This is a genomic window from Paenibacillus sp. sptzw28 (assembly GCF_019550795.1).
Classification (GTDB): Bacteria; Bacillota; Bacilli; order Paenibacillales; family Paenibacillaceae; genus Paenibacillus_Z.
The window spans coordinates 3,048,051-3,074,747 of the sequence record NZ_CP080545.1 but is presented as its reverse complement, the minus strand read 5'-3'; the positions used below and the strand labels follow the sequence as shown (position 1 = coordinate 3,074,747).

The 26,697-nt window shown below is 51.4% G+C and carries 24 protein-coding genes and 1 pseudogene; 3 read left to right on the top strand and 22 right to left on the bottom strand.

Translation table 11 applies throughout. The features are described 5' to 3' along the window. Positions 1-50: 50 nt before the first annotated feature. The 11 genes from KZ483_RS13680 to pdhA form a co-directional block, all read right to left on the bottom strand. Positions 51-2,444 carry a type IA DNA topoisomerase gene (locus KZ483_RS13680; protein ID WP_220347836.1) on the bottom strand — a complete coding sequence of 798 codons (2,394 nt, stop codon included), beginning with the start codon at positions 2,442-2,444 and terminating at the stop codon, positions 51-53. A gap of 12 nt (positions 2,445-2,456) precedes the next feature. Beyond that, complete coding sequence (locus KZ483_RS13675) at positions 2,457-3,578, bottom strand: hypothetical protein (RefSeq protein WP_220347834.1); 1,122 nt, start codon at positions 3,576-3,578, stop codon at positions 2,457-2,459. 84 nt (positions 3,579-3,662) lie between these two features. Then, the gene (locus tag KZ483_RS13670; protein WP_220347832.1) at positions 3,663-3,983 is read right to left on the bottom strand and encodes a hypothetical protein; all 321 of its coding nucleotides are present in this window, start codon (positions 3,981-3,983) and stop codon (positions 3,663-3,665) included. Positions 3,984-4,063: 80 nt separating this feature from the next. Beyond that, entirely contained in the window at positions 4,064-5,551 is a 1,488-nt protein-coding gene (locus tag KZ483_RS13665; RefSeq protein WP_220347830.1) for a glutamate synthase subunit beta, read from the bottom strand. A 217-nt stretch (positions 5,552-5,768) separates the two neighbouring features. Further along, the gene (locus tag KZ483_RS13660; protein ID WP_220347828.1) at positions 5,769-6,272 is read right to left on the bottom strand and encodes a dihydrofolate reductase; all 504 of its coding nucleotides are present in this window, start codon (positions 6,270-6,272) and stop codon (positions 5,769-5,771) included. A 16-nt stretch (positions 6,273-6,288) separates the two neighbouring features. Beyond that, positions 6,289-7,083, bottom strand: coding sequence for a thymidylate synthase (gene thyA, locus KZ483_RS13655; protein ID WP_309568568.1), 795 nt, complete (start codon positions 7,081-7,083; stop codon positions 6,289-6,291). A 49-nt stretch (positions 7,084-7,132) separates the two neighbouring features. Then, complete coding sequence (locus KZ483_RS13650; RefSeq protein ID WP_220347826.1) at positions 7,133-7,627, bottom strand: acyl-CoA thioesterase; 495 nt, start codon at positions 7,625-7,627, stop codon at positions 7,133-7,135. A 110-nt stretch (positions 7,628-7,737) separates the two neighbouring features. After that, a complete protein-coding gene (lpdA, locus tag KZ483_RS13645) occupies positions 7,738-9,153 on the bottom strand; it encodes a dihydrolipoyl dehydrogenase (RefSeq protein WP_220347824.1) in 1,416 nt (471 codons plus the stop codon). A 3-nt stretch (positions 9,154-9,156) separates the two neighbouring features. Beyond that, complete coding sequence (locus KZ483_RS13640; RefSeq protein ID WP_309568567.1) at positions 9,157-10,506, bottom strand: dihydrolipoamide acetyltransferase family protein; 1,350 nt, start codon at positions 10,504-10,506, stop codon at positions 9,157-9,159. A gap of 62 nt (positions 10,507-10,568) precedes the next feature. Next, the gene (locus KZ483_RS13635; protein WP_220347820.1) at positions 10,569-11,546 is read right to left on the bottom strand and encodes an alpha-ketoacid dehydrogenase subunit beta; all 978 of its coding nucleotides are present in this window, start codon (positions 11,544-11,546) and stop codon (positions 10,569-10,571) included. 115 nt (positions 11,547-11,661) lie between these two features. Further along, positions 11,662-12,729 (bottom strand): pyruvate dehydrogenase (acetyl-transferring) E1 component subunit alpha, encoded by a 1,068-nt coding sequence (pdhA, locus tag KZ483_RS13630; protein WP_220347819.1) that lies wholly within the window; start codon positions 12,727-12,729, stop codon positions 11,662-11,664. A gap of 283 nt (positions 12,730-13,012) precedes the next feature. Here pdhA and KZ483_RS13625 point away from each other — a divergent pair, with 283 nt between their 5' ends. Continuing rightward, complete coding sequence (locus tag KZ483_RS13625; RefSeq protein ID WP_220347817.1) at positions 13,013-13,756, top strand: alpha/beta hydrolase; 744 nt, start codon at positions 13,013-13,015, stop codon at positions 13,754-13,756. Positions 13,757-13,832: 76 nt separating this feature from the next. Here KZ483_RS13625 and KZ483_RS13620 read toward each other — a convergent pair whose 3' ends face one another. Beyond that, positions 13,833-14,321 (bottom strand): low molecular weight protein-tyrosine-phosphatase, encoded by a 489-nt coding sequence (locus tag KZ483_RS13620; RefSeq protein WP_220347816.1) that lies wholly within the window; start codon positions 14,319-14,321, stop codon positions 13,833-13,835. Beyond that, positions 14,318-14,998: a trimeric intracellular cation channel family protein gene (locus tag KZ483_RS13615; RefSeq protein ID WP_220353438.1), complete on the bottom strand. Its 681-nt coding sequence runs from the start codon at positions 14,996-14,998 to the stop codon at positions 14,318-14,320. The genes KZ483_RS13620 and KZ483_RS13615 overlap by 4 nt, the downstream gene beginning before the upstream one ends. Before the next feature lie 158 nt (positions 14,999-15,156). Here KZ483_RS13615 and KZ483_RS13610 point away from each other — a divergent pair, with 158 nt between their 5' ends. Continuing rightward, entirely contained in the window at positions 15,157-15,873 is a 717-nt protein-coding gene (locus tag KZ483_RS13610) for a thiamine diphosphokinase (protein ID WP_309568566.1), read from the top strand. 23 nt (positions 15,874-15,896) lie between these two features. Here KZ483_RS13610 and KZ483_RS13605 read toward each other — a convergent pair whose 3' ends face one another. The 5 genes and pseudogenes from KZ483_RS13605 to KZ483_RS28910 all read right to left on the bottom strand — a co-directional run. Then, a complete protein-coding gene (locus tag KZ483_RS13605) occupies positions 15,897-17,939 on the bottom strand; it encodes an endonuclease MutS2 (RefSeq protein ID WP_220347814.1) in 2,043 nt (680 codons plus the stop codon). Positions 17,940-18,524: 585 nt separating this feature from the next. Then, positions 18,525-19,265 carry an MBL fold metallo-hydrolase gene (locus KZ483_RS13600; RefSeq protein WP_220353436.1) on the bottom strand — a complete coding sequence of 247 codons (741 nt, stop codon included), beginning with the start codon at positions 19,263-19,265 and terminating at the stop codon, positions 18,525-18,527. A gap of 75 nt (positions 19,266-19,340) precedes the next feature. Further along, a complete protein-coding gene (locus KZ483_RS13595) occupies positions 19,341-20,009 on the bottom strand; it encodes a GNAT family N-acetyltransferase (RefSeq protein ID WP_220347812.1) in 669 nt (222 codons plus the stop codon). A gap of 34 nt (positions 20,010-20,043) precedes the next feature. Continuing rightward, positions 20,044-20,706 carry a GNAT family N-acetyltransferase gene (locus KZ483_RS13590; protein WP_220353435.1) on the bottom strand — a complete coding sequence of 221 codons (663 nt, stop codon included), beginning with the start codon at positions 20,704-20,706 and terminating at the stop codon, positions 20,044-20,046. Between the two features lie 20 nt (positions 20,707-20,726). Further along, positions 20,727-20,877, bottom strand: a pseudogene (locus tag KZ483_RS28910) (acyltransferase); the annotation flags it as partial. A gap of 246 nt (positions 20,878-21,123) precedes the next feature. On the opposite strand from KZ483_RS28910, the gene KZ483_RS13580 reads away from it, so the two are divergent. Then, entirely contained in the window at positions 21,124-21,615 is a 492-nt protein-coding gene (locus tag KZ483_RS13580; RefSeq protein WP_220347810.1) for a C40 family peptidase, read from the top strand. Between the two features lie 80 nt (positions 21,616-21,695). On the opposite strand, the gene KZ483_RS13575 is transcribed toward KZ483_RS13580, so the two are convergent. The 4 genes from KZ483_RS13575 to KZ483_RS13560 all read right to left on the bottom strand — a co-directional run bounded on the left by KZ483_RS13575 (position 21,696) and on the right by KZ483_RS13560 (position 26,660). Further along, positions 21,696-23,051 carry a HAMP domain-containing sensor histidine kinase gene (locus tag KZ483_RS13575; protein ID WP_220347809.1) on the bottom strand — a complete coding sequence of 452 codons (1,356 nt, stop codon included), beginning with the start codon at positions 23,049-23,051 and terminating at the stop codon, positions 21,696-21,698. Further along, positions 23,048-23,746, bottom strand: coding sequence for a response regulator transcription factor (locus tag KZ483_RS13570; RefSeq protein WP_220347808.1), 699 nt, complete (start codon positions 23,744-23,746; stop codon positions 23,048-23,050). The genes KZ483_RS13575 and KZ483_RS13570 overlap by 4 nt, the downstream gene beginning before the upstream one ends. Positions 23,747-23,840: 94 nt before the next feature. After that, positions 23,841-25,049, bottom strand: a complete 1,209-nt coding sequence (gene chrA, locus KZ483_RS13565; RefSeq protein WP_220353169.1) for a chromate efflux transporter — start codon at positions 25,047-25,049, stop codon at positions 23,841-23,843. Positions 25,050-25,103: 54 nt separating this feature from the next. Continuing rightward, positions 25,104-26,660 (bottom strand): ABC-F family ATP-binding cassette domain-containing protein, encoded by a 1,557-nt coding sequence (locus KZ483_RS13560; protein ID WP_220353168.1) that lies wholly within the window; start codon positions 26,658-26,660, stop codon positions 25,104-25,106. Between the last annotated feature and the right edge of the window lie 37 nt (positions 26,661-26,697).

Genomic DNA, 26,697 nt, shown 5'->3' with positions numbered 1-26,697 from the left:
AGGCTTGTCACATTCATGAATCTTCATGAGTGTGACAAGCCTATTTGCTATTATTCAGCAGGGATGTATTCAATAGAACCTTTTGTTTGATCAATCAACTTCCATTTTCCGGGCACGATTGACCCATCCTCCAGTTTCAAACTGACCTTGCGCGTCTCGCCGCTCGTGGCGAGCGCTTTAGCCATTGCTGCCGTTATCGCCTTTCCTCCCTGCACTTTCCAAATGACGAAGGAACATCCTTCCCGAAATTTCATACAACCATAACCGCGCTTGCCTTCGACAATTTGCCCTCCGCACCCCGGTCGCGGGCATGCCGCAATCACAGCAGGCGACCCTGCAGCTTTGGCTGAGGTAGTGCTTTTATGATCTTCAGCACCTCCCGAAAGGCGCCTGACGGGCTTAGACGCATTTACTAACCCGTCAGATGCGGTTACGCGTCTCTGTGTCGATGCGGAGGCTTGATGCGGCGAATTTGCAGGTTTTCCTTTACTGCTCGCTGTGACACTACTTTTATTACCATTTCGGCTTGTTCCGCGCCCCTTACCCTTTGCCCCTTGCCCGGCATCCGCTTCGGCGAATAAGTTTGCAGCGGCAGGTCGTTGATGCCTCACCTTCCCGACAATCATCTCTGCAAACTGCTTAACCTTCTGCATAAACTGTTCATCGGACGCTTCGCCCTTGGAAATTTGATGAAGCCTCTGCTCCCATCGGCCCGTCATCTCCGGGGAGGCCAGCAGTTCAACGCCTGCCCCGCGTATCAGCTCAATAGCCGCGCAGCCTTTAGTGGTAATCTCCAAACGTTTGCCGGCCGTTGTAATGTAGCCGACCTGCTTCAGCCGCTCGATTGTCGCTGCGCGTGTTGCCGGCGTTCCCAGTCCTGTTTGCTTCATCGCATCGCGAAGCTCTTCATCTTCAATGGATTTTCCGGCGCTCTCCATCGCTTTCAGCAGTGTCCCTTCCGTGAAGGGCTTCGGCGGTTTAGTCGCCTTCTCGAGCGCTAGCGCTTCCACGCAGTTAACCGGCAAACCGGCATCAACGTTAAACGGCCGGTCCGTAAGCAGCAGTTCGTCTTCCTGCTCCTCAGTCGGCTCTTCCGTCTTCTTCTTTCGGCCTTTCTCTTTGGCGACAGCAGCTCCATCTTCGGCGCTCAGGACAACGCGCCAGCCCGGTTCCAGCTGCTCCTTGGCGCGCGTCTTGAATACCTCTCCCTCGACCTCCGTCATAACCTCGTGGTTGTTGTAGACTGCGGGCGGATAATAGTGAGAAAGAAAGCGGCGGACGATCAGATCATAGATGTTCTGCTCCTCCGCACTAAGCGTGCCGGGACGCTTGGGAGTGGGAAGAATGGCATGGTGGTCTTCCACCTTCGCCGGATTGCAAACTGCTTTGTTCCCTTTGTGGACGCGGCTGCGGTCGGCTCCATTAGCAATATCACCATAAGCCGGGGTCTGCTTCAGCATATTCAGCACATTGCCCATCACCGGAATATTCTCTTCCGTCACATAATTGGAGCTGGTCCTGGGATACGTAATGACTTTATGCTTCTCGTACAACGCCTGTGCGATATCCAGCGTTTTCTTGGCGGGATAGCCGAATTTGCCGTTCGCCTCCCGCTGCAGCAATGTCAGATCGTACAGCCTGTACGGAAATTCCTTTGACTCGTTTGTTTCGTAGCTAAGTATTCGTCCCGGCTTGCCGGATACTTTCTGTGCAATCGCATCGGCCTGTTCGCGTTTCGTAATTCGTTCTCCCTGCCATAGCCCCTTATAGCTGAAGTCCTGCTGGTTGAATGCCGCTTGAACGACGAAATACGTTTCACTGTCAAATGCCGTTATTTCTTTATGGCGGTCATACAAAAGCGCAAGAACCGGTGTCTGAACGCGGCCCACCGACAGCAGGGTCTTGTGGCGAATTGTGAAGGCGCGTGAGGCATTCATCCCGACAAGCCAATCGGCTTCGCTGCGGGCACGTGCAGCACGCGTAAGCGGATCATAGTCCTGATCGCTGCGCAGGGTGTCAAAGCCGCGGCGTATCGTCTCCGGGGTCAAATCAGAAATCCACAGCCGCTCCGTGGGCTGAGACATTTTCAGATATTGCCGGACATAATGAAATATAAGCTGACCTTCACGGCCGGCGTCGCAGGCATTCACTAACCGATCGCAGCGCTTCGCCAGCTCCCCAATCGTCTTCAATTGTTCCTTCGTTCTCGGATTGGGCCACAGCTTGAATCGTTCGGGTATGATCGGCAGGTCGGCATCGTTCCACCGTTTGTATTTAGGATCGTAGTGATCGGGTTCTGCCAGCCCCACCAAGTGGCCGATTGCCCATGTGATAATAAACCGTTCACCTTCAAGATATGACCTTTTGTTTTGCGCCTTCGGTTCGATAACGGCTGCAATGGTCCGGCCCATATCCGGCTTTTCTGCGATGATTAATGTTTTCAACTGATCGCCTCTTTACCGCTCGCTGGTGTCTATGTAGCGCTTCATCGCTTCCATTATGCTTCTAACGCCTTTGGACCAGTTCGGGTCTTCCGCATATTCCCGGTTAATCCAGGTCAGGGCATCTTTACCCTCCGGTCTGTCTTTACTGATCCTCAATATCGTTCTGGCGGCTATATTGGCCGATTGTTCTATGGTCGTATTGTATTCCTTCCAGCTGTGAAACACATTAAAAGGATTGTTCGCTATTCTCTTCGCCTGTTTATGATCTTTAGGGACAAATGCTTGCTCCTGCCCCGTAATGGCGAATAAGAGAAGCGGGTGAATGTTCATATTCTTTGCGGTCGACATAATGGCTTCAAAATAAGGCCGCTCTGCAAGCAGTGATGATTTTATCCGCAAATACTCCAGCAGCCGACTCCGGTTGACTTCAGAGTAGCGAAGCTCGGCCGGCAGGCCGTTCAAGTCTAGCGTCTTTAGCGGCATGACGGGTCTTACGACAATCGGCGGCTGCAGTCTGGATATCGGTGCCGGCGAGAGTTCGCTCCAGCCGTAAAGCAGCGTTGTGGTTACCAGTACTGCTGAGAGAAGGCTGTACAGAACTGAACTGACCCTCGGCCGTCTTATCGTGAGCGGAAAATGAACAACCTGTCCAGGCTCTGACCTTCGTTTCACATAATGAACGGATATTTCTCTCTTATGCATGGAAGCCAGTTCAACCAGGATACTCCAGGTCGTGCCGGATTGCGGCGTCTTAGCCGCTTCAACCGCCTCAGCCAGCAGTCTCCGGAACACATCGACATCTATAAAAATACCAATTCGCTGTTCCGTCCAAGCATGGAGGGCTTCAAACAATTCCGGTCTTTCAAGATCCAAAGACAAGGAAGCGCTAAAGATGTGCTCCGTGCAGACTGGAAGCCGCTCGGCGGCTATAATGTCCCGCAGAAGCCGGCCGGTAAGCTTGTACCTTATATCAGGCGGATAAGCCGGCAGTTGACGAAGGACAATACGCTGCATCGCGTCCGCCAAGATTTCCGCTCGACGCTCGTTAGGCAAGCCGGCATATTTATTATGGACATAATGACGAAGGTTTCGAATCTCGGTTGATGTAAGCACATTGACTGGGGTGGTTTGCATCGGCACTCCTCCTAAGGTTTTGCAAGAGCAAAACTGCATCGGAAGTATAAGCGCAGCTGTCCTTCAATTTTACCACAAGTTTCCTTAGCTTGGGGAGGCCGTATTTGTTATCGCTTTCTGAATATCGGGCCGTTCGATGAACGCCCTGATTTGCTCCTTCTCATCGGCGGTAAATTGAAATTCACAGTCGCAACCTTCATCAAGAGGGACTATTTGCGCAATGACGCCGTCTACTGTACATATGACGAGTGCCGTTAACTCGGTTAACCCGGCAGGCATCGGCGTCAAGTGCGACAGCTCAAGTCCCAGCTCAATATCGACCCATTGATCGTCACGGCGCTCGATTCTGGGATGAAATACCTCAAACCGCAGCTGTGTCACCACATCGGAACCATACTGAATCAACCTTCAACACCTACTTTCAATCCAAGTTAAAAAGCGCCCTAAGGCGCTTTAGTTATTTGCTATAAAGTATAAAATAATTATTATGGCAGCATCGTCGTTCCCATCAAGAACCTGTCAACCTCACGAGCAGCTTCACGGCCTTCGTTGATCGCCCATACAACAAGGCTTTGCCCGCGGCGCATATCGCCGGCGGCGAATACTTTGTCGACGCTTGTACGGTATTTGCCATATTCTGCTTTCACATTGGTTCGGCGGTCCTGCTCAAGGCCGAGCTGTTCAATGATCGTATTCTCAGGACCTTCGAAGCCGATTGCGATCATAACGAGATCGGCAGGCCAAACCTCCTCGGTACCCGGTATCTCTTTATAAATTCTGCGGCCGGTTTCATCAACCGTACGTTCGATGCGGACAGTATGAAGCTCCTTCACATTCCCGTTCTCATCCCCGACGAATTTCTTTGTCAGGACGGAGAATGCGCGCGGATCCTGTCCGTACAAGGCGCGTGCTTCCTCTTGCGCGTAATCGAGCGTGTATACGTTCGGGAACTGCGGCCAAGGATTTCTCACTTGATCGCGCTCCAGAGGAGCTTTTGGAACGGTGCCGAATTGCGTGATGGACTTGCACCCATGACGAAGCGCTGTCGCCACACAGTCTGTACCGGTATCTCCGCCGCCGATGACGATGACATTCTTGTCTTTGGCGGAAATATAATTGCCGTCCGTCAAATTCGAATCCAGATAGCTCTTAATCGTTCCATTCAAATAATCCATAGCCTTATGAATGCCGCCCAGCTCCCGGCCTTCGATATCGACTTCACGGGGCTTAGTCGCACCGCCGCAGAGGACGACAGCGTCGAACTCGTCCATAAGCTGCTGAGCGGGAACATCCTTGCCTATTTCGGTGTTAACGACAAACTGTACGCCTTCCGCTTCAAGCAAATCCACGCGGCGCTGCACGATTTTTTTATCCAGCTTCATTGTTGGAATACCATACACCAGCAAACCGCCGATACGGTCGGCACGCTCATAAACGGTAACCGAATGTCCTGCTTTATTCAATTGGGCGGCGCAGGCCATACCCGCAGGACCGGATCCGACAACGGCCACTTTCCTGCCTGTGCGCATTTGAGGAGGCTGCGGAACGACCCAACCTTCGTCAAAGCCTTTATCGATGATGGATTGCTCAATCGACTTGATGGTTACCGGGTCACCGATTAGTCCTACGGTACAGGATCCTTCGCATGGCGCAGGACATACACGGCCGGTAAATTCAGGGAAATTGTTCGTTTTATGCAGCCGTTCCAGCGCTTCGCGCCACAGTCCGCGGTAAATCAGGTTGTTCCACTCCGGAATGAGATTGTTTACGGGACAGCCCGAAGCTCCGCCGGGAAGCTCAATGCCTGTATGGCAATAAGGCGTGCCGCAATCCATGCAGCGCGCACCTTGCGTACGAAGTTGGTCTTCATTGAAATGTTTATGAAATTCTTCCCAGTCCTTGATCCGCTCTAGCGGGTCGCGGTCAGCAGGCAGTTCGCGCTTGTAATCCATAAATCCAGTAGGTGTAGACATGATCGCTTATCCTCCATCTCTTGTTTCCCGGTACCCCTAGCAAACATCTTCTTAAAATATATCGGGATTTCATTGTTTATTCAATATCAAACTTTCCCATATCCAAATAGAGGCTCATTTCAATATCGTAGCAATTGCGCACATTCCGTAAAATGGATTTTCCGTACAATCATTTGCACTTTATGACATATCGTTCGTCAAATGATGGCCGGCTTTATTAATGGCCCCGCGGTTTTCGCACGTAAGTCCGGATGTAAAAATTGTATGCATTTTTCTCATCCTTCGAGTATGCTTCACTGTCCGTGACCATCCATTCATTCTCATTAAAAGAAGGGAAAAATGCATCGCCGTCAATCTCGGCTTCGACCTCTGTGAGCAGCAGCTTGTCCGCATAGGGCAGAAACTGCTTATACACTTCGGCTCCGCCTATCACAACCAGCTCCGTGTCGGAGCTTGCTGCGTAACGTTCAAGTGCTTCCTGAACTGAATTAACAACTTCACAGCCCTCCGGGACGCAGCTGCTGCTGCGCGTCAGGACGACATTTAGCCTGTTCTTAAGCGGTTTGCCGAGGGATTCGAACGTTTTCCGACCCATAAGCACCGTTTTGCCAAGTGTTGAACGTTGAAAATGAGCTAATTCCGCCGGCAGCCGCCAAGGCATCCTGTTGTCCACGCCGATAGCCCTGTTGTGCGCCATTGCCGCAATCATCGTTATAGTCATGCCACCCGACCCCTTCCTATATCGCTACTTCCGCTTTGATCGTAGGATGATATTGATAGTCCGCTATTTCAAAATCTTCGAATTTATAATCAAAAATCGATTCAGCCTTTCGCTTAATCACCAAGCGCGGAAGCGGCAGCGGCTCACGGGAAAGCTGCAGCTTTACCTGCTCGATATGGTTGCTGTATATATGAACGTCGCCGCCGGAATATATAAATTCCCCGACGCCAAGATCGCACTGGTCGGCGATCATATGGGTCAACAGCGCGTACTGTGCGATATTAAAGGGCAGACCGAGAAACGTATCCGACGAGCGCATGGTGAGCATGCAGGACAGCTTCCCGTCAATTACATAAAATTGAAAAACATAATGGCAAGGCGGCAGCTTCATGTTCTCGATCTCCGCCACATTCCAAGCGCTTACAATATGCCGCCGTGAATCCGGATTGCGCTTGATCGAGTCCACCACCTGCGCAATCTGGTCGATGCGTCTGCCGTCCGGCGCTTCCCAGAAGCGCCACTGCGACCCGTAGACAGGTCCGAGATCACCATTCTCATCGGCCCATTCATTCCAGATTCGAACACCGTTTTCCTGCAAATAACGGACGTTCGTCTCGCCCTTCAGAAACCAGAGCAGCTCGTGAATGACCGATTTTACATGAATCCTTTTTGTCGTTACAAGCGGAAAACCTATATTTAAATCGAAACGCAGCTGGCGGCCGAATACGGATATCGTTCCCGTTCCCGTACGGTCTTCCTTAAACGTTCCGTGGTCCAGCACATCCTGAAGCAAATCCAAATACGCTCTCAAAGCAGAGTGATCCCCCTTCTGCATTCCACTGGTCGTTCTATTTTAACATTTAATGACCGATCTGTCTGTCCCGTTTTCGCTGCATTCGAAGCGCATAACGAGTCGGGGCAGAAGCATTCAGAGCCTTTTCTTCCTCCGTCTCGGGAATTACGGGCGTCACTTTACAGGGTTTGCCGTCTTCACCCAGCGAAACAAAAGTAAAAAAAGCCGTGACTGCAGTTTTGCGCTCTCCGGTGTACACATTTTCCGTCTCAACTTTAACAAAAACTTCCATTGAGCTCTTATGCGTCCAAGTTACGAATGCTCCGACTTCAATCACTTCACCTATTCTGATCGGCGCCACGAAATCCAGACTGTCCGTCGAGGCTGTCACAACAGGCTTCCTCGCATGACGCATACTGGTAATGGCAGCTATTTTATCCATATACTCCATTACTTTTCCGCCGAACATTGTACCGTGATAATTCGTATCGGATGGAAAAATCAACTGCACCATCGTCGAGCGCGATGCGCTTGCCGGCTTGCTTTCAAGCTCCATGTCCATTGAACGGCCTCCTTTGAGAAATTAGCGCTGCAATTAGAAAAAGAGGCCCGGCCGCTGCAGCGGCTCGTGACCTCTTGCTAACTATCTTAACCAAAGCTCAAAAGCCCATATTACTTGCCGACTGCGTGTATCGGGTGACCAAGGGCCATTTCGACCGCATCAAGAACAATTTCTCCCAGCGTCGGATGAGCATGAATCGTGAGCGCGATATCTTCGAGTGTTGCGCCCATCTCGATGGCTAAACCAAGCTCTGCGATCATGTTAGATGCTTCTATACCGGCGATTTGTGCGCCGAGCACCAGGCCGTTATCAGCGTCGGCAATGATTTTTACAAAGCCTTCTTTAACGCCGAGCGACAATGCGCGGCCGTTAATATTGAACGGAAATTTACCTACCTTGACGTTGTGGCCTTTTTCTTTCGCTTCTTTCTCACTGTAACCGACACTTGAGCATTCCGGATCGGAGAATACGACGAGCGGAATACATTTGTAATCAATTTGGCTTGGCTCTCCAGAGATAGCTTCAGCTGCGACGCGGCCTTCGTACATTGCTTTGTGCGCAAGCGCCGGGCCCTCGATGATATCGCCGATTGCATAGATATGAGGAATGTTCGTACGGCATTGACCGTCGACTTCGATCAGTCCGCGATCGGTCATCTTGATATTGATCAGATCAAGACCAAGCTCGCCGTCGGTGTTAGGACGTCGTCCTACTGTGACGAGCAAATAGTCTGCCGTCACCTGCTTGTCTTCGCCGCCGACCGTGTACGTGACGGTAACGCTGCTGTCCGTTTGGTCCGCGCTTTTCGCTTGAGCGCCGGTGATGATTTCTGCCTTGGCGCCTTTAAGCTTCTTGGCGACGAGCGAGGACATATCGTTGTCAAAGCCCGGAAGGATCGTATCGGAACCTTCAATAACCGTAACTTTCGTGCCGAAACGGGCATACATTTGACCAAGCTCGATTCCGATATAGCCGCCTCCGATTACAACAAGGCTCTTCGGAATTTCCGGCAGCGACAGCGCCTCTGTCGAGGAGACGATGCGGCCGCCGTATGGGAATGCTTTCAGCTCGATCGGACGGGATCCGGTAGCAATGATGCAGTTCTTGAAACGATAGCGGGGTGCTTCCTGTTCGTTGAATACGCGCGCTTCGTTCTCGTTGATGAACATTACTTCACCGCTGAAATATTGAATCTTGTTCGCTTTAAGCAAGGTTGCCACGCCGCCGGTCAATTTCTTGACCACGCCGTTCTTGAATTCCTGGACCTTGCTCCATTCGACCTTCACGTCGGAAGCCGTAATACCGAAAGCCGAAGCGTGATTAATCGATTCATACTGATGGGAAGCGGAGATCAGTGCTTTGGATGGAATACACCCTACATTCAAACATACGCCGCCAACATACTGTTTATCCACGACAAGCACATTTTGCCCGAGCTGGGCGGCACGAATAGCCGCCACGTAACCGCCGGGTCCTGCACCGATTACCAGAGTATCGATATCGAGTGAAGCGTCACCTACTACCATGGCTTACACCTCCATAACAAGCAATTGTGGATCGGCGAGCAGCTGCTTGATGTAATTCAAGAAATTCTGAGCTGTTGCGCCGTCGATGAGACGATGATCAAAGCTGAGCGAGAGGGCCATTACGGATGCTGCGACAATTTCACCGTTCTTGACAACCGGCTTTTCCGAGATGCGGCCGGTACCGAGAATCGCTACTTCCGGGAAGTTGATGACCGGTGTGAAGAACATGCCGCCTGCGGAACCAATATTCGTAATTGTAATGGTGCTGCCTTTCATTTCGTTCGGAGTGAGCTTGCCTTCGCGTCCGCGTACGGCAAGATCCTTGATCGCGTCGGCGATCATCCAGACGTTCTTGCGGTCCGCATCCGGAATAACGGGAACGATCAGACCGTTATCGGTATCCGTTGCAATACCGATGTTGTAGTATTTCTTGTACACGATTTCCTGCGCTTCTTCATCCAGCGTCGAGTTCACAATCGGGAACTGACGGCAGGCCGCGACGAGCGCTTTGACGATAAACGGCAGGTACGTCAGCTTGACGCCCTTCTTCTCCGCAACCGGCTTCGCTTTCGTGCGCAGTGCCACGAGCTCGGTAACGTCGACTTCATCCATTAATGTTACATGCGGCGCAGTGTAGACCGACTTGGACATTGCATTTGCAATCACCTTGCGGATGCCCTTGAACGGCAAGCGCTCTTCCGTACGATCGCCGGCAATAGTCGTCACATTCGCCGGTTTGGATTCAACTTGTGCTGCGCCCGCTGCCGCGTCTTGAGCGCCAGCTTGCGCTGCCGCAGGAGCTTTACCGCCGCCTGCCGCCAATGCCTCAACGTCTTCACGCGTTATACGGCCGTTTTTGCCAGAGCCTGCTGCTCCGGATAGGTCTACGCCCTTCTCACGCGCAAATTTACGCACACTTGGCGTCGCCAGAACCAGGCCGCCTGCAGCTTTGGCAGGAGCCGGAGCTGCCGCTTTATCAGCCGCTTCGGGAGCTGCGTCTTTCGCCGTATCGGCAGCGCCGGTCTTAGGCAGCTCGGTCTTCGCCGGCTCTTTCGCAGCCTCAGGCGCTGCGTGGCTTTGGTTAGCCGGAGCCGCTTGTTCCGGAACTTCGCCTTCAGCATCAATAACGGCAACAATATCCCCGACGTGGCATACTTGCCCGTCTTTGACAAGCACTTCAAGCACCTTGCCGTTTACCGGGCAGGGCACTTCCACAATCGCCTTGTCGTTCTGCACTTCCATAATAATATCTTCGTCGGTTACCGTATCTCCGGGTTTAATGTGCATTTTTACGATTTCGCCTTCATGCAGCCCTTCGCCCAGCTCCGGGAACCGATACTCAAATTTCGCCACGTCCCGTGACCTCCTTCCAGGTCTCATCGACCTGTCTGATTCGATCTATTGTAATAAGTCAATTAGAAGTTCAAAACGTTGTTCACTGCTGCAATAACGCGCGCCGTGCTCGGCAGCCACGCGTCTTCCACTTGCGCGAAAGGATAGACCGTATCGGGACCGGCCACACGCAGGACGGGGGCTTCGAGATGAAGAATCGCTTTTTCATTAATTTGGGCAATGATTTCCGCCGCGGCGCCTGATGATTTCTGCGCTTCCTGAACGACGATTGCTCGGTTTGTCTTTTGAATCGAGGCAACGATGGTGTCGATATCGAGCGGCATCAGTGTGCGAAGGTCGATCACTTCCGCTTTTACACCGTTCTTTTCCAGTTCTTCAGCCGCTTTCACAGCTGTATGAACCATCATGCCGTAAGCGATAATCGTTACATCGCTGCCTTCACGGACGACATTCGCTTTGCCGATCGGCACCGTGTAAGCATCTTCGGGCACGTCTTGACGGAATGCATGGTACAGGTTCAAATGCTCCATGAAGAAGACAGGATCGTTATCGCGGATCGCGGAAACGAGCAAACCTTTTGCATCGTAAGGGTTCGACGGTACGATCACTTTAATTCCCGGCGTTTGCAGAGCAAGGCCTTCAAGCGCATCCGTGTGCAGCTCGGCAGCTTTAACGCCGCCGCCGAAAGGAGTGCGGAATACGATAGGAGCGTTGTAGCGTCCGCCGGAACGGTAGCGCATACGCGCCGCCTGAACAAACATTTGGTCAAGCGCTTCAAAAATAAAGCCGACAAACTGAATTTCCGCTATCGGACGGAAGCCTTGAATGCCCATCCCGACAGCCATACCCGCGATAGCCGATTCGGCAAGAGGCGTATCGAATACGCGGTCCTCGCCGAACTCGCCCTGCAAACCTTCGGTCGCACGGAATACGCCGCCGACTTTACCGACGTCTTCTCCGAAGACGACTACGTTCGGATCATTTTTCAACTCGACGCGCATTGCGTCGCGGATCGCTTCTTTCATATTCATTTGAGCCATTGCTGAAGGTTCCTCCTCAGAGTTTTCTGCGATACTCCGGAAGCGCCATGCTATGTTTTACCCCGTAAAACTTATTTCTAAAGCATGGGCTTGCCGTCATCTATTTATTAAACGATTATTGAAAGTCGGCTTTTTGCTCTTCCAGATGCTGCGGCGTATGCTCAAACATCGAATCGATCAATCCTGCGACCGTCATTTTCTCTGTCGCTTCCGCTTTCTTGATATGCTCGTTAACGGTAGCTTTCGCTTCTTCCTTGACGCGAGCCGTATCTTCATCCGACCAGAGGCCTTTAGACTCCAAATATTTACCGAAACGTATAATCGGGTCCTTCAGGCTCCACTCGCCCTCTTCATCCTTGGTGCGGTACTTGGAAGTATCGTCAGCCATCGAATGCGGACGGAAACGGTAGGTAAGCAGTTCGATCAGCGTCGCGCCTTCGCCGTTGCGGCCGCGTTCGGCGGCATCGGACACGGCTTTGATAACGGCAAGCACGTCCATTCCGTCGACTTGAACGCCTTTAATGCCGGCTGCTACAGCTTTATGTGCGATCGACTGGGCCGCCGTTTGTTTTGCAAAAGGCGTGGTGATCGCGTATCCGTTATTCTGAACGACATAAATAACAGGAAGTTTAAATACGCCGGCAAAGTTCATGCCTTCATAGAAATCTCCCTCTGAGGAGCCGCCGTCGCCGGTGTACGTTATTGCAACGCGCTTCTCGCCCTTCTTCTTGAACGCCATGGCAACGCCGGTGGCATGCAAAATTTGCGCGCCGATGATAATTTGCGGCATCAGGACGTTAACGCCTTCCGGAATTTGCCCACCGTGCTGATGGCCCCGGGAATATAAGAAAGCTTGGTAAAGAGGCAGCCCGTGCCATACGATTTGCGGCATATCACGATAACCCGGGCATACAAAATCATCCTTATTGAGGGCATATTCGCTGCCGATCATAGATGCTTCCTGACCCGAAACCGGAGCATAGAAGCCAAGTCGTCCTTGTCTTCCGAGATTGACCGCGCGTTCATCCCAAGTGCGCGTAAATACCATTCGGTACATAACTTCTTTCAGTTGCTCATCCGACAAATTCGGCATAAAATCGGAATTGACGATTTCACCCTCGGGCGATAGTACGGACAACGGCTGAACCGGTTCTGTCTGAACTTCGTAAGGCAGCTTGCTCATATCGTTCACCTCAGTTAAATATTTGTAAAACCGCGAGTCTCTGTTATAGAATGATTATAACCCTGTTTAACCCGAACGGTCAAAGTATAAAAGACAATAAACCGTTGATTTTTCGCAGTTTTGGGTTATTTTTTCTACACCTTGTATATGTAACAGACCACAGAAATTTATAGTACAGTATAGTACAACGATACCAAACCGCGCTTTGCAGAAGGTGCTTGGGCCTCCCCTTTGTTTACCCACAACTTACCGAATCCATGCAGTGAGAGAGGAGTTTTTTACAATGACGGATGAACGGTACTTGAAAAGAACGATAGTGAAAGAAAAGGTGGCAAGCCGCTGTCTACCGGAAGGCTCGCGCGATCTTCGCGTATATTTGCCGCCGGGCTACAATGAACTTCTCAGTTATCCTGTCGTTTATTGTCAGGACGGCGAAGAATTTTTCAACTTCGGAAGAATTGCGACGATTGCAAATCAGCTTATTCTCGATGAAGGGATCGAGCCTTTCATCATTGTCGGCGTGGATGTCAACAAGAAGCTAAGGTCCGCCGAATATTCGCCGGACGGTGATTTGTTTGCAGGCTACACGGATTTTTTCGGGAACGAGCTCGTCCCCTATATTGAGGAAAAATACCCCGTCCGGCGCGAGCCTTCTGAACGTATTCTGGCCGGCGATTCGCTTGGCGGGTCGGTTTCCTTACACTTGGCGCTCACTTTTCCGCACCTGTTTCAGCGCGTGATAAGCTTCTCCGGCGCTTTCTACCCCGTATCCCAGTCGATTGCAGCGGAGACGGCCAAGCTTGAATGGCTTACTATGTATATGATTGTCGGTTTACAGGAAACCGCATTCGAATCCGATCGGGGCGTGTTCGATTTTGTCGCGCTAAACCGGGAGATGAAGCGGAGACTGGAGGAAAAAGGCGCAACGCTGTACTACGGAGAACACGATGGGAATCATGTTTGGGGCTTTTGGCAGAAATTTATTCCCGAAGCGCTTAAAACATTTCTCGGCGCCGAGACTGGATAACTCTATCTTTAAAAAAAGGACCGCTTCCAGCGCTGAAACTGAATTCAGCATTGAAAACGGTCCTTTCTTATTATGGTCAGGCTTCCGTGCGGTTCAACTGCTCTTCGCATATTTTATCCAGCAGGCGGGAGCAGCCCTGCGATACGAGGTCGTACACCTCGTCAAAATTACCTGTGTAATATGGGTCCGGCACATCGTCAGTCTTAATTTCCGGAAGCAATTCCATAAATTTGAATACCTTCGTATGGCCATCCGATTTACTGCCGAACAGCTGCCTCACATCGCGTTCGTTGTTGCTGTCCATACAAACGATATAATCATAGTCGTTATAATCGTCTATCCGCACCTGTCTGGCACGTATCCCGTCATAGGGAATCCCGTAACGTTCGAGCAAGCTTCTGGTCCCTTCGTGTGGCGGCTTTCCAAGATGCCAGTCGCCCGTTCCTGCGGAATCGGCCTCAATGATGTGTTCCATTTGCCGTTCCTTTAATTGTTGTCGAAACACCGCCTCCGCCATGGGTGAACGGCATATATTGCCAAGGCAGACAAACAATACGGATATCATTCGCCTCCTCCTTTCTGTTTCGCTTCCAGCTGCGCAGCTGCGCGTTCGTCTTCTGCATGAACCGACTGGGCGAGAGCAAATTTCAGCGATCGACGCGGCAGTCTCCATTTATAATGAACAGAAAGCATCCGAAATACGATAACGACTCCAAATAAGAATAGCAGTTCGTGTGAAGTTTCGAACCAGCCCAGACCGATAACGGCGCCGGCCGCCATCGCCCAAACGGCATAGATTTCGTCCCTCAGCACGAGCGGCTTTCGCCCTGCCAGCACATCCCTTATCATACCGCCTCCGATTCCCGTCAGCATGGCTGCGACAATGACGGCGCTGAGCGGGTACTTGCCGGTGGCGTAGAGAGCGCCCTGTATGGCGAATGCGGATAGCCCTATGGCATCGAAGAAAGCCTCGCTCTTTTGCCATCGCTGAATCCATTTGATCGGCAGCACGAACGCAATCGTCATTGCGACAACGGCGGTTTTGAGCAGCATACCCTGCGTCCAAAGCATCGTGACAGGCACATCGATAAGCAGGTTTCGGACGACTCCCCCGCCAAATGCCGTCACAAGGCCGAGCACATATACCCCGAGGATATCATACTCCTCTTCCATTGCCACAACCGCGCCGCTCACGGCGAAAGCGATGGTGCCGATAATGCTGAATAAGGTGAAAATGTCCATACTTGGCTGAAAAGTCACGTCATAATGCCTCCGGTTGCACATTCTAGCTGCATGAGATCCTTCTTTTGCGTTATTCCCATCTTCGCCGAAAGTGTCTTGATTAAATCCTCTCTCATTTTAGCCGCCGTTATCCGAATCGGCAAGAGGTAGCGTTAATTTTGACGCTGGTTATTGAGCGGCGGCGGAAGTATACTGTCAAAAGGATATATTCACGGAAAGGAACGATCATTCCATTGAGCACGAACCGTATACTAATTTTTACCGGTGGCCGACTCGGACCTTGGGCTCTTTCACATATCACGCCCGAGGATTTGCTGATCGGCGCCGACGGAGGCGCGCTATTCCTCGTCTCTCATGGGATGAGACCAAATATAGCTCTGGGCGATTTCGACTCCGTCACGCCGGAGCAGCTTGCCTTGATAGAAGCGCAAAGCGATGAGATAATCGCATGCGATCCCATCGACAAAGACTATACCGACACCGAGCTCGCCTGGCGTCTTGCACTCACCAAGCATCCGCATCAAATCATGCTGTTCGGCGCGCTAGGTTCACGCTTCGATCACTCGCTCGCCAATATTCATTTGCTCCGGTCAGCGGCGGAATCCGGTGTCGATGCAGCCATTGTGGACGAAAACAATTTAATACAGTTAACTACTAATGAGCTTGTTCTGACAGACAATAATTTCCCGTATGTGTCGCTTCTGCCGTTATCAACCACCGTAACAGGAATTACCCTGTCGGGTTTTCGGTATCCGCTTCACGACGCTGCGCTTGAGATCGGCCAGTCGCTTGGAATTAGCAATGTTCTGAGCGGCCGCCAAGGCTTGATCCGAATACGGGAAGGATTACTGCTTGTCATCCAAAGCCGCGATTAACTTGATTTGTCCGGCCTCCTCGCTTATTGCTGCGTCTCGTCGGGCGGAGTGACTATTTCAAGACCCGGTACATATTTTCTGCCCATGAGCTTCTTTGTTTTACGATTTCCTTTGCTTTCGAACACGATGTCCAGGTCATAGTCCGTACCAGGGTACAGCTTATGATTCGGGATATATAACGAGAGTCTCTTCCTGTTGAATGTCAGCTTGTTTTTCTGCACCTGAACGACAACCTCTCCCCGTTCGTTAGCCGGTTTAAATACAATGCCGGTCCGTTTGAGCGGATATATCCAGACGCAGTCGCCGACTTCAAACGGGCGTTTTGCGGAAGTCTGGTCCAACTCATTGTTCGCAAGCATCATATCGATACCAGTGCCGTGTACGACCTCGGAAGGCGAGCCAATGGATTTTCCCGATTGTACATTGGATTGATTAATAGCATTCAAGCTGCCTGTCGTACCGGATACCTTATCGTTCGTTCCGGTCGGCTCTTTCCTGATGTCGGCCGCCCGGTTATCTGGCTGCGCTACGCCATTCGACCTATATGCAGCCGCTCTCGCTTCTGCCCGCAGTACAATCCGTTCCGGCAGCCCGAAACGTCTGGCAATAGCAAATGCATAGCTATCGCCGGCCTCGCCGATTTCCAACCGGTAAAGCGGCTTAAGCGTTTCCGCATCGAACGCCATACGGGCGTTCGTGCATGCAGGTGTCTCGGCGGCAAAACGTTTGATTTCATTAAAATGAGTCGTTGCAGCTACGAACGATCTCCTCTCGAGCAGCTCTTCAAGAACCGCGATTGACAATGCGATTCCTTCATCCGGATTGGTGCCGGCAGCCAGCTCATCGAGTAGAATGAGCGAGCGTTCATTCGCGGACGTCATCATTTCCCTCAAACTAGCCATATGAGCCGAAAAGGTACTAAGCGATTGCTCAATGCTTTGACCGTCGCCGACATCGGCCAAAATATGCTGGAACAAGCCGAATTCAGTCCCTTTACAAGCAGGCACCAGCAGGCCGGCTTGAACCATAAGCGCAAGCAGGCCGATTGTCTTCAGTGCAACCGTCTTCCCTCCGGTATTCGGCCCGGTGATGATAAGCTGTCGCCATGCGCCTCCGAGCTCGACGTCAAGCGGTACGCTCTTTGACCCCAGCAGGGGATGTTTTGCGCCAACCAGCTTGATATACGGTCGATTCGTAAGGCTAACGGGAATACCGTCATATGTTCTCGACAGCTTCGCCCGCGCGAAGATAAAATCGAAGGAAGCCATCGCTTCCGCATTCCACCTTAACCGTTCCGCCTGCTGCTCGGCTATTTCCGACAGCTCGGATAAAATGACCGTCCGCTCGCGTTCTTCCTCAGCCTTCCACATTTGCCATTCCGCTTGAAGCTCCGCAACATCGACAGGTTCGACAAACAGGGTTTGACCGCTTGCCGATTCATCCCATACCGTACCGGGCACCTGCTTGCGAAGCTCACGTTTGACGGCGATAACATAATGTCCGTTGCGCTTGCTTACGATTTGCTCTTGAAGGGCGGATTTGTATTTTCCGAGCGTTTGATTCAACCTGCGCTCTATCCTATCTTCCACAGCGGCAATATGACGCCTGATATCGGCTAACAAGGGGCTCGCCTGGTCTGCAAGCATACCGTGCCTGATGCACCGGTCCAATTCCTTGCGCAGCTCTGGACAGTCGTGCATCGAATCGGCGTAGCCGCTAATGGTAGGCGCCGCAAATCGTTTGGCTTCCATATAACGTTTCATCTGGGCAACGGCCGCCAGCCATGAAGCCAGGTAACCGAGCTCCTGCTCGGTATAGATTTTCCCCTTGCCGAGCAGTGCTATGAACGGTTCCATCCCTTCCATTGCGGACAGTGGGATGCTTGCACCGGTTGCCAGTAAATTCGCCGCCTCTTCCGTCTCTTTCAGCCACGCCCGGACCTGCATTTCATTAGCGGACGGTACATGTCTGGCGGCAAGCTGCATCCCCGATGGAGATACGGTAAATCCGTTCAGCATATGTTTGATTTTATCGAATTCCAATTTATTCAAGGTCGTTTCGTTCATTGTCTGTTTTGCCTCCTAAGTGGTTCATTTACTCTAAATTGCTTGAAATAAAAAAACACAAGAACAGAACGCATGCGCATTCCATTCCTGTGTTTTAGTGCGGCAAATCCCTTACCGGTTACTTGGAGGCGGCCATCCTGCAGGACTGGACTTATGCCTGAATGTATCCGGAAATGAAAAAAGCGTGCTCAAAGAGCACGCGGATTTGCCGTCAGCAGGCGGAAATCGTCATGTTCTTAACTCTTGGCGGCACACAAGTGAATAAGTATAGCTGAACAAAGCCTGTGCAGATGACAAGCGCAGCTGTACTTCTTCATGCTCCAGGTACTATAACCCGGTGACCGTATTAACGATCCCTGATGTTACGGTACGGATAACCGAGCCGTCATAGAGATGACGTCTAACGGTTACAGTGGGACTGATAACCGAGCCGTCATAGAGATGACGTCTAACGGTTACAGTGGATTGTGTGCCATTCTATCCAATTACGAGTTAAGAACACCGACAAACATTAAAATTTCCCCTTGCCTGTAAAGTTATGTCTATAATACCGTTTCGAACCCGAATCGTCAAGCTCCCTTATGCCTAGAGCTTCACTTCAAATCCGGTCCTTGCAAATGCTGCCCCGTCCGGAAGCCGATAATCACGTCGCAAATCGATATCATGCGATAAATGAGTGAAAATTGTTCGGACGGGCTTCCATTCCTCAATCAGGGCCAGCGCCTCGGTTACATCGTATACGGAGCGTGTTTCGAACGGAAACGGCTCATGGTAGAAGCTTGTCCCGAGTATAAGCAGATCCAATCCGTACAAAGGCTTGCGCTGTACTTCCGACAGGGCAATTGCATCGGAGCAATAAGCCCATGCTTTCCCGCTGGCCGCATGAGAGAATCGAAACGCATAAGCATAGCCATTCTTCCCATGATTTACTTTCCAACAGTCAACCTGCCAGGCTCCGAATGTAAGCGGCCCCTCGATCGGCCTGAAATGAATATTGCGGCTGATCCAGGAAAATCGCACATTGATATCGTCTATCACATCCGGCATCGCGAAAGCTTCTCCCCGATAACCGAGCCAACGGCACATATCCGCCCATTCGGACAGGCCTCCTATATGATCAAAATGTGCGTGGGTAATTAATATGCGGTCAATACGGCGCAGTCCCGCAGCTTCCATTTGCGTGCGCCAATCCGGGCCGCAATCGATCAGCATAGTACCGAACTCGTCATTCGTTACATGGACAAGCGAGCGGTATCTCCGATTAACGCCGCTCATGCGCGCTTCACCGCAGACTTCGCAATCACAGTAAACACGCGGGACCCCCATTGAATCGCCAGTACCCCAGAAAGCTATCGTAGTTGTCACAAGGTTCCCTCCTAATTCCGGCATTCCAAATGAACGTTATAATGGCTTCAAGGCGAGCATCCCGCTTAATTGCAGGTTTTGTATCATGTCATACCACGCCGCCGGTTTATTGGGAAGTGCTGAATAATACCGGTTTAGAAACTCCGATACCATTGGCGACGGTAGTTCATGCAGCTCTTCATCCCGAGGAAGAAAACAAAGGTCAAGTCCGCTTACCGCTTCGCCGTTTTCCTCCCATGAAGGGTGCACATAAGGGAAGTCCAGCCGTTGATAACCAATATGCGAGAGCACTTCTCGGCGGACATATGGATGCATCGGCGTAATGCCTCCTACATGATAATCCGCCCGCACCGGGTCGTAAATCTCCGCAAACATGCCAAGCGGCTCCGTTCCCGTATCCGCGGCAAGGCGGGCAATATCCTTCTCTCTGCTGCGCATCAGGAACCGGCCGATGCCCATTGAAGGGCGGCCGACAATCGTAAAATCGGTCATCGCGACACGCATATCCGGATAGTACCGGTATTCTGTGGCCCCGACAACCTCCTCCCCGTCTACGGCAGCATAAACATGGATGCCCGGGTCCATAAGGGGCTCCTTCCACTTTTCGAAAGCCAGAACCTCTTCAGGAGGGAAAACCGTTGACATCAGTTGGTGCATCTTTAAAAACAGCGGATTATCGATCGATTGAATTCGAATATAGTCCATTTCAATCAAGCTCCCTTCGATTTGACTACAAATTTCAGCGCCAAAAAGGATTGCGCCATTCCATCAATGCCGCAAAATGGCAGGACTCCTCATCCTCCAGGTAATGTGAAACGACACCAACCGGCATTCTACCGCAGCGCAATAAAAAGGAAAGCACAGGATCGTTCCATTCCCCGGCTACCACACGCTGGACATACTCCTCGGCAGTGGCAAGGGAAGCGTATTTGTGATAACCGGGAATCCTCCCTCCGCCAAGTAACCGTCTCAACCGGTGATGGACGACAACTTCGTACATCGACTGCATAAGCCACTTGCCGATGCCGGCTTTGCGGTAAGCGGGAACAACGCATAAATCTACGACGTAAAGCGTCTCTCCCTGAGGATCGTGGTTTCTAATATATCCGCCGTCCGTGACGGAATCCCAGCTATGATCGGTTCCCGTAATCGAATCATTAACTAATAATCCGGTCATCGAGCCGATCAATTTCCCCCCGGCCTCAGCGCATAGGGCTGCTTCCGGGAAGCGGGTTACATGCTCACGCAGCTGCTCCGTATTCCACCAAAGCTCAGCAGGAAAAGGCGGCGGAAAGCTTTCTTTCTGAATGTCGATCATACCCTCCACATCATCCAGCGTATAGTTTCGGATGATAACGCGAACGGGTTGACCTGACGAATATACGATCAGTTCTTTATACATGCGCTCCCCTCTGCTTCCGTTCAATCCTTCGGCCAATCCGGGTATAAGTCGGTTCTCCGGTCGCGCCAGGTCGTAACCGAGCCGGCTGCGCGAGCAAGCAGCTGTAAATCAAGGTCTGCGACCATGAGCATATCGTCGTTTAATCACGCCTTCGCTTAAGATGCCGGCAGGTTTCCCGTCTCCTGCATCGATAACGTGGGCAGCTATCGATATCTTCCAGTCTACACTGAACGGCCCCAATGCGAATATTCAATTCCTTCTCTCCCTCGATTAGAAAATTCTTATTTTTTTTTAATAAATCGATTCAAACCGTTGGCGGGTCTGGGATCATTTTCTTCGTGGTAATCTTTTAGGATGTTTAGCTTCTGGTATAGTATTCCTATCAATCAACAAGAGGAATTGGAGGACATCACGAGAATGCTGAAGAACATAATTGTCCGTAAAGTTATTGCTATAGGTGTTAGCGCTTTTATCGGATTTTCAAGCATTGCAGCGATACATACCCCCAAAGCAGAGGCCGCATCGTACAAAATGGCAAGCCGTATTATCAGCATCGGCGACAACTACTTGGGAGTCCCCTATCGGTTCGGCGCTCCAAGCGGAATATCTTCCATGTTTGATTGTTCGTCCTTTACCCAGCATGTATTCAGGAAAATTGGAATTTCTTTGCCCCGCACCTCAATTATGCAGTCTAAAATCGGTTATTACGTACCCCGCAGTAAATTAAAGAAAGGCGATCTAGTGTTCTTCTCCACGGCCCGTACCGGTAAAAGGGTCGGACACGTCGCAATCTACGTGGGAAACAATAGAATTCTGCATACATACGGCAAAGGCGGCGTAAAGTTCTCAAGCCTCAGTTCATCGTATTGGAACTCGCATTATCTGACAGCACGACGCGTCGTCAAATAGATCAATATATTGCGGGCCAAGCGCAAGAGCCGCTTCAAAGTCAAGCTTGACCTTCGAAGCGGCTCTTGCTGTCCGGCCAATTATTTTTTTTGCGGTAAAACGACTGTAATGGTCGTCCCCTGCTCCGGCTTGCTGAATACGTCAATTTGACCGTCATGAAGATCTACGATCCTTTTCGCGATCGACAACCCGAGTCCAACCCCGCCTGTCGAGCGGCTGCGCGCCCCATCCACGCGGAAGAAGCGCTCGAATATGTACGGCATCTCTTCCTCCGGAATGCCGATCCCTTTATCCGAAACCGATATCCGTACGGTTCCTTTGGTAACCGTCAATGAAATGTCAATCGTTTCTTTACTGTATTTAATCGCATTGTCGAGCAGAATAACCATCAGCTGCCGAATTTTATCCTTATCGGCTCTCAGACGTACCTCCGGCTTAGCCGAATGAACGCGGATCATCCGTTGAAAGGTCATGTGCAGCAGATCGGCAGTTTCTTCTGCAAGTTGAACGACATTGAATATTTCCGCCTTAAGCCAATCTTCCTGCTCCGCTTGGGCCAGCATAAGCATTGATTTCGTTAAATTTTGCAACCGCTGCGCTTCCTTACTGATCGCTTCGATAGCTTCATCGCGGATGGTATCGTCGTCTCTGCCCCACCGTTTTAACATACCGGCGTAGCTGCTAATAACGGTAAGTGGCGTTTTCAGCTCATGCGAGGCATCCACGACAAACTGCTTCTGATGCTCAAACGTCCGGTCCAGCCTGTCGATCATCTGATTAAAGGCCCGCGCGAGCTGAAGCAGCTCCGCGGACTGATCTTTCTGGTCTAATTCGATCTGTCTCAGTTTACCGCTCCGGTCGATCTCCCGCATGGTCTGAACCATATGCTGAATCGGCGAGGTCAATCGGGAGGTGAACCAGTACGTACCGATTATCGCGAACAATGTAGCGCCAACGCTCGTAATCGTAAGCGCGATAACCAGAACCTGCAGGTAGCTGTCAAGCAGCGTCAGCTTGCGGTACATCTCAAGCGTCCCGATCACTTGCGAGCCATGATAAAGCGGTACTTTCATAAACAGCGCTCTACGGCCATCAATGAACATCATGCCTGTCTCGTGCTGTTCTGTGAAGACCGGCGGAAGAGCCAGAAGCTCCGGATCGGAGCCTCTGCTGTTAAGGACCATCCCTTTCGTATCGACAATACGCATCAGCTCGCTGGCGTTGTAATAGTCCCGAAGCAGATCCGGGTCGGAGAGCGTCGCGGGATCGTTAATCCGCGGATCCTCGAGTAAAATATTGACTTTATTCGTGAGCAGCTGGTCCTCACTGCGCAGGGTGATTTTGATCACGAACAAATAGACGAAGATATTGAACAGAATCAAGATGAAGATCAACCAGAATATCGTGAAAAAAGTAAATCTTTTACGCAGTGTCATGCATCCGGCTCCTTGAGCATGTAGCCGACGCCCCGAACCGTATGAATGAGCTTGTGACGATATCCTTTATCGATCTTCTGGCGCAAATATCGAATATACACATCCACAAGGTTGGTTTCGCCGATGAAATCGTACCCCCATACCTCTGACAAAATGTCTTCCCTCGATTTTTCCTCATTTTTGTGCTCGGCCAAATAAACGAGCAGCTCGAATTCTCGAGGTGTGAGCTCAATAGGCAGTTCTTTGCGGAATACCTTTCGGGAGCGCAGTTCAATCGACAAATCGGCCGTTTTAATTACATCCGGACTTTCCGCTTCTCTCGGCTGCTGCTGGAAAATCCGCAGAAGATTGCGAACGCGCGCAAGCAGCTCCTCCATTGCAAACGGTTTCGTAATATAGTCATTGGCGCCATGCTCGAATCCGCTAACCTTGTCCGGAATGGTATCACGCGCCGTCAGCAGTATAACCGGAATCGGATTTCCAGCTTGCCTCAATCGGCGCAGAACCTCAATACCGTTAAGTCCCGGCAGCATAACATCAAGAAGAACCATATCCCACTCGCCGGATGCGGCCTGCTCCATTCCGCTCCTGCCGTCGGCAGCCCGTCCGACCACGTACCCTTCATGCTCCAGCTCAAGCTGCAGGATACGAGCGATTCCCTCTTCATCTTCGATTACAAGTATGCGTTCGTTCATCTAGTTGTCCTCCACTTCTACGAATCGATTAGGAGCGCTTATGTCACCAATCATAATGAAGCTTCGTTACGTTTGCAAGCCGCTCACAGGATCCTTACAGCAGCACCCATCCGGCAAGTGCAGAGAAGAGTACCGCCTGCCATGGTTGTCGTTTCCAAACGTGCAGCAGCAGAAATACGAGAAGCACAATTACAAAATGACGGGGAGATTGAACCGCATCATGCCAGATCGGATTATACAAGGCGGCAAGAAGAATACCGACGACCGCGGCGTTGACGCCCATCAGCGCCGCTTGTGCCTTAATGCTTCCGCGAAGCGAATGCCAGAAGGGAAGCGCGCCTAAGAGCAATAGAAAGGATGGAAGAAATATAAAGATTAACGCTGCCGTTCCGAACAAAATACCCTTGAGTCCGCCGGCCATCGAGCCTCCGATATAAGCGGCAAACGTGAAGAGCGGTCCGGGCACGGCTTGTACTGCACCATAGCCGGCGGTAAACGTCTCGGCTGAGAGCTTGCCCGCGCCGCTTCCAACCACTTCGTGCTCAAGCATTGGAAGGATCACATGCCCGCCGCCGAACACCAGCGAACCGGCGCGGTATGCGCTGTCTACAAGCGCCAGCAGCGGAGAAGCGCTTAAGCGCGACGCGATCGGCAGCGCGGCAAGCAGAATGGCAAAAAGTGCGAGAGCGGTCCATGCGACGGGATACGAAATCATCGGCTTGTTTTGCGGTTCATCCGATGCCTCGGCTTTCGGCAGGTTCGGCTGCAGCCATAATAATCCCACGACTGCACAAATAACGAGCGGAATCAGCTGAGCACCGGCACCCGGTATCCATAAAGCAAGCGCGGCAGACCCTATCGCCATAGTGGCCCGGATCGGACCCGCCGCTAAGGTGTTGCCCATACTCCAGACCGCTAATCCGACGACCGCAACGGCCGCAAGCTTCAGACCCTGCAGCCAGCCTGCCTGTGATAAGTCCGCGTTTGAAGCTGCCAGCGCGAACAACAGCATGATGAGTGCGGATGGCAGAGTAAATCCGAGCCATGCGGCTATAGATCCCTTAATGCCGGCACGTTCAATGCCGATCGCCATGCCGAGCTGACTGCTCGCCGGGCCTGGAAGGAACTGTGCGAGCGCCATATATTCGGCGAATTTGCGCTCGCCAAGCCATTGCTTACGTTTTACGTACTCTTCGCGGAAATACCCCACATGAGCGGTAGGACCGCCAAACGAAGTCAGGCCAAGCTTCAGAGCCGTAATGAACACTTCGCCAAATGTGCCTTTCTTCCGTCCGGTTTCCAAGTCAACTAATCCCTCCACTTGTCAAATCGAGCGACCCTCGTTTCCGCTGAAAGGTCAGTGGGTGTTTTGTAAGGACCATGCCTCGACGTCCCATACCTTTGTGACCCAATCTTCATAAAAATCCGGTTCATGAGATACAAGCACAATCGTCCCTTTGAAAGCTTCCAGTGCGCGTTTCAGCTCCGCTTTCGCGATAACGTCCAAATGGTTTGTCGGCTCGTCAAACGCTATCCAATTGCTCTCCCGCATCATCAGCTTGCAAAGCCGTACTTTCGCTTGTTCGCCGCCGCTTAATTGGTTAAGGGCGCGCGTTATATGCTCATTTTTCAAACCGCAGCGTGCAAGCGCTCCCCGCACTTCATGCTGATTCATATGAGAAAATTCGTTCCAGACATCATCAAGCGGCGTTAAGTTCGGAGCCTTGGCTTCTTGCTCGAAATAAGCCGGGTGCAGAAAATCCCCGCGGTAGACTTTACCGTCAAGCGGCGGGATCTGTCCCAGAATCGTCTTCAGCAGCGTCGATTTACCTACACCGTTGCAGCCGACAATGGCGATCTTGTCTCCCCGTTCAATTAGCATGTTCATTTCCGGCAGCAGCGGCCTGTTATAACCGATTAAGAGGCCGTTTGCCTCGAATACAGTCTTGCCGCTCGTACGCGCCTCTTTAAAGTTGAACGTCGGCTTCATCGCTTCCTCGGGACGGTCGATACGGTCCAGACGGTCCAACTGCTTCTCGCGGCTTTTTGCGCGTCCGCTGGTCGAATAACGGGCTTTATTCCGTTGAATGAAGTCTTCCTGTTTCTTTATAAATTCCTGCTGCTTCTCGTATGCATCGATGTGTTGATTTTTATTAATATCCGCCATCTGCAGAAACTTCTCGTAATTCGCCGAATAACGGGTTAGCTTGGCGAATTCAAGATGGTAGATCACATCCACGACCTCGTTCATAAAGCCGGTGTCATGCGAAATCAGAATAAATGCGTATGGGTACGACTTCAAGTACCCTGTCAGCCACGTTATATGCTCTTCATCCAAATAGTTCGTCGGCTCGTCGAGCAATAGTACGGTCGGCTTCTCCAGCAGAAGCTTGGCGAGCAGAACCTTAGTACGCTGCCCCCCGCTAAGAGCGGCCACATCTCGTTCGAGCCCGATCGCATTCAAGCCGAGACCATTGGCCATTTCCTCCACTTTCACGTCCAGCATGTAGAAATCGCCGATCTCAAGCTCCTCTTGAATCTCGCCCATCCTTACAAGCAGCTCTTCCAGTCTATCCGGATCGGCATCAGCCATTTGAACGGCTATGTCGTTCATTTCGTTCTCCAGCTCAAGGAGCGGCAGAAAAGCGTCCTTAAGCACATCCCGTATCGTATTTCCAGGAGTCAGCTTCGTATGCTGATCCAGGTATCCATAGCGGATTCTGGGCGTCCACTCCACTTTCCCGCTGTCTTTAAGCAGCTTTCCCGTCAAAATGTTCATCATCGTCGATTTACCAGTTCCGTTCGCACCGACTAATCCGACGTGCTCGCCTGCAAGCAGACGGAAGGAAACATTTTTGAACAACGTACGATCGCCAAAATTATGGGATAATTCTTCAACTGTCAGTAAGCTCATGATCTCTCAATACTCCGTTTCTATATGGTGTTCATGT

Coding starts and splice junctions, on each gene's coding strand:
- KZ483_RS13675 (WP_220347834.1), bottom strand. CDS start 3,578: ATGCAAACCACCCCAGTCAATGTGCTTACATCAACCGAGATTCGAAAC.
- KZ483_RS13665 (WP_220347830.1), bottom strand. CDS start 5,551: ATGTCTACACCTACTGGATTTATGGATTACAAGCGCGAACTGCCTGCT.
- KZ483_RS13660 (WP_220347828.1), bottom strand. CDS start 6,272: ATGACTATAACGATGATTGCGGCAATGGCGCACAACAGGGCTATCGGC.
- KZ483_RS13650 (WP_220347826.1), bottom strand. CDS start 7,627: ATGGACATGGAGCTTGAAAGCAAGCCGGCAAGCGCATCGCGCTCGACG.
- lpdA (WP_220347824.1), bottom strand. CDS start 9,153: ATGGTAGTAGGTGACGCTTCACTCGATATCGATACTCTGGTAATCGGT.
- KZ483_RS13635 (WP_220347820.1), bottom strand. CDS start 11,546: ATGGCTCAAATGAATATGAAAGAAGCGATCCGCGACGCAATGCGCGTC.
- pdhA (WP_220347819.1), bottom strand. CDS start 12,729: ATGAGCAAGCTGCCTTACGAAGTTCAGACAGAACCGGTTCAGCCGTTG.
- KZ483_RS13625 (WP_220347817.1), top strand. CDS start 13,013: ATGACGGATGAACGGTACTTGAAAAGAACGATAGTGAAAGAAAAGGTG.
- KZ483_RS13620 (WP_220347816.1), bottom strand. CDS start 14,321: ATGATATCCGTATTGTTTGTCTGCCTTGGCAATATATGCCGTTCACCC.
- KZ483_RS13615 (WP_220353438.1), bottom strand. CDS start 14,998: ATGGACATTTTCACCTTATTCAGCATTATCGGCACCATCGCTTTCGCC.
- KZ483_RS13605 (WP_220347814.1), bottom strand. CDS start 17,939: ATGAACGAAACGACCTTGAATAAATTGGAATTCGATAAAATCAAACAT.
- KZ483_RS13600 (WP_220353436.1), bottom strand. CDS start 19,265: ATGGGGGTCCCGCGTGTTTACTGTGATTGCGAAGTCTGCGGTGAAGCG.
- KZ483_RS13595 (WP_220347812.1), bottom strand. CDS start 20,009: ATGGACTATATTCGAATTCAATCGATCGATAATCCGCTGTTTTTAAAG.
- KZ483_RS13590 (WP_220353435.1), bottom strand. CDS start 20,706: ATGTATAAAGAACTGATCGTATATTCGTCAGGTCAACCCGTTCGCGTT.
- KZ483_RS13580 (WP_220347810.1), top strand. CDS start 21,124: ATGCTGAAGAACATAATTGTCCGTAAAGTTATTGCTATAGGTGTTAGC.
- KZ483_RS13575 (WP_220347809.1), bottom strand. CDS start 23,051: ATGACACTGCGTAAAAGATTTACTTTTTTCACGATATTCTGGTTGATC.
- KZ483_RS13570 (WP_220347808.1), bottom strand. CDS start 23,746: ATGAACGAACGCATACTTGTAATCGAAGATGAAGAGGGAATCGCTCGT.
- KZ483_RS13560 (WP_220353168.1), bottom strand. CDS start 26,660: ATGAGCTTACTGACAGTTGAAGAATTATCCCATAATTTTGGCGATCGT.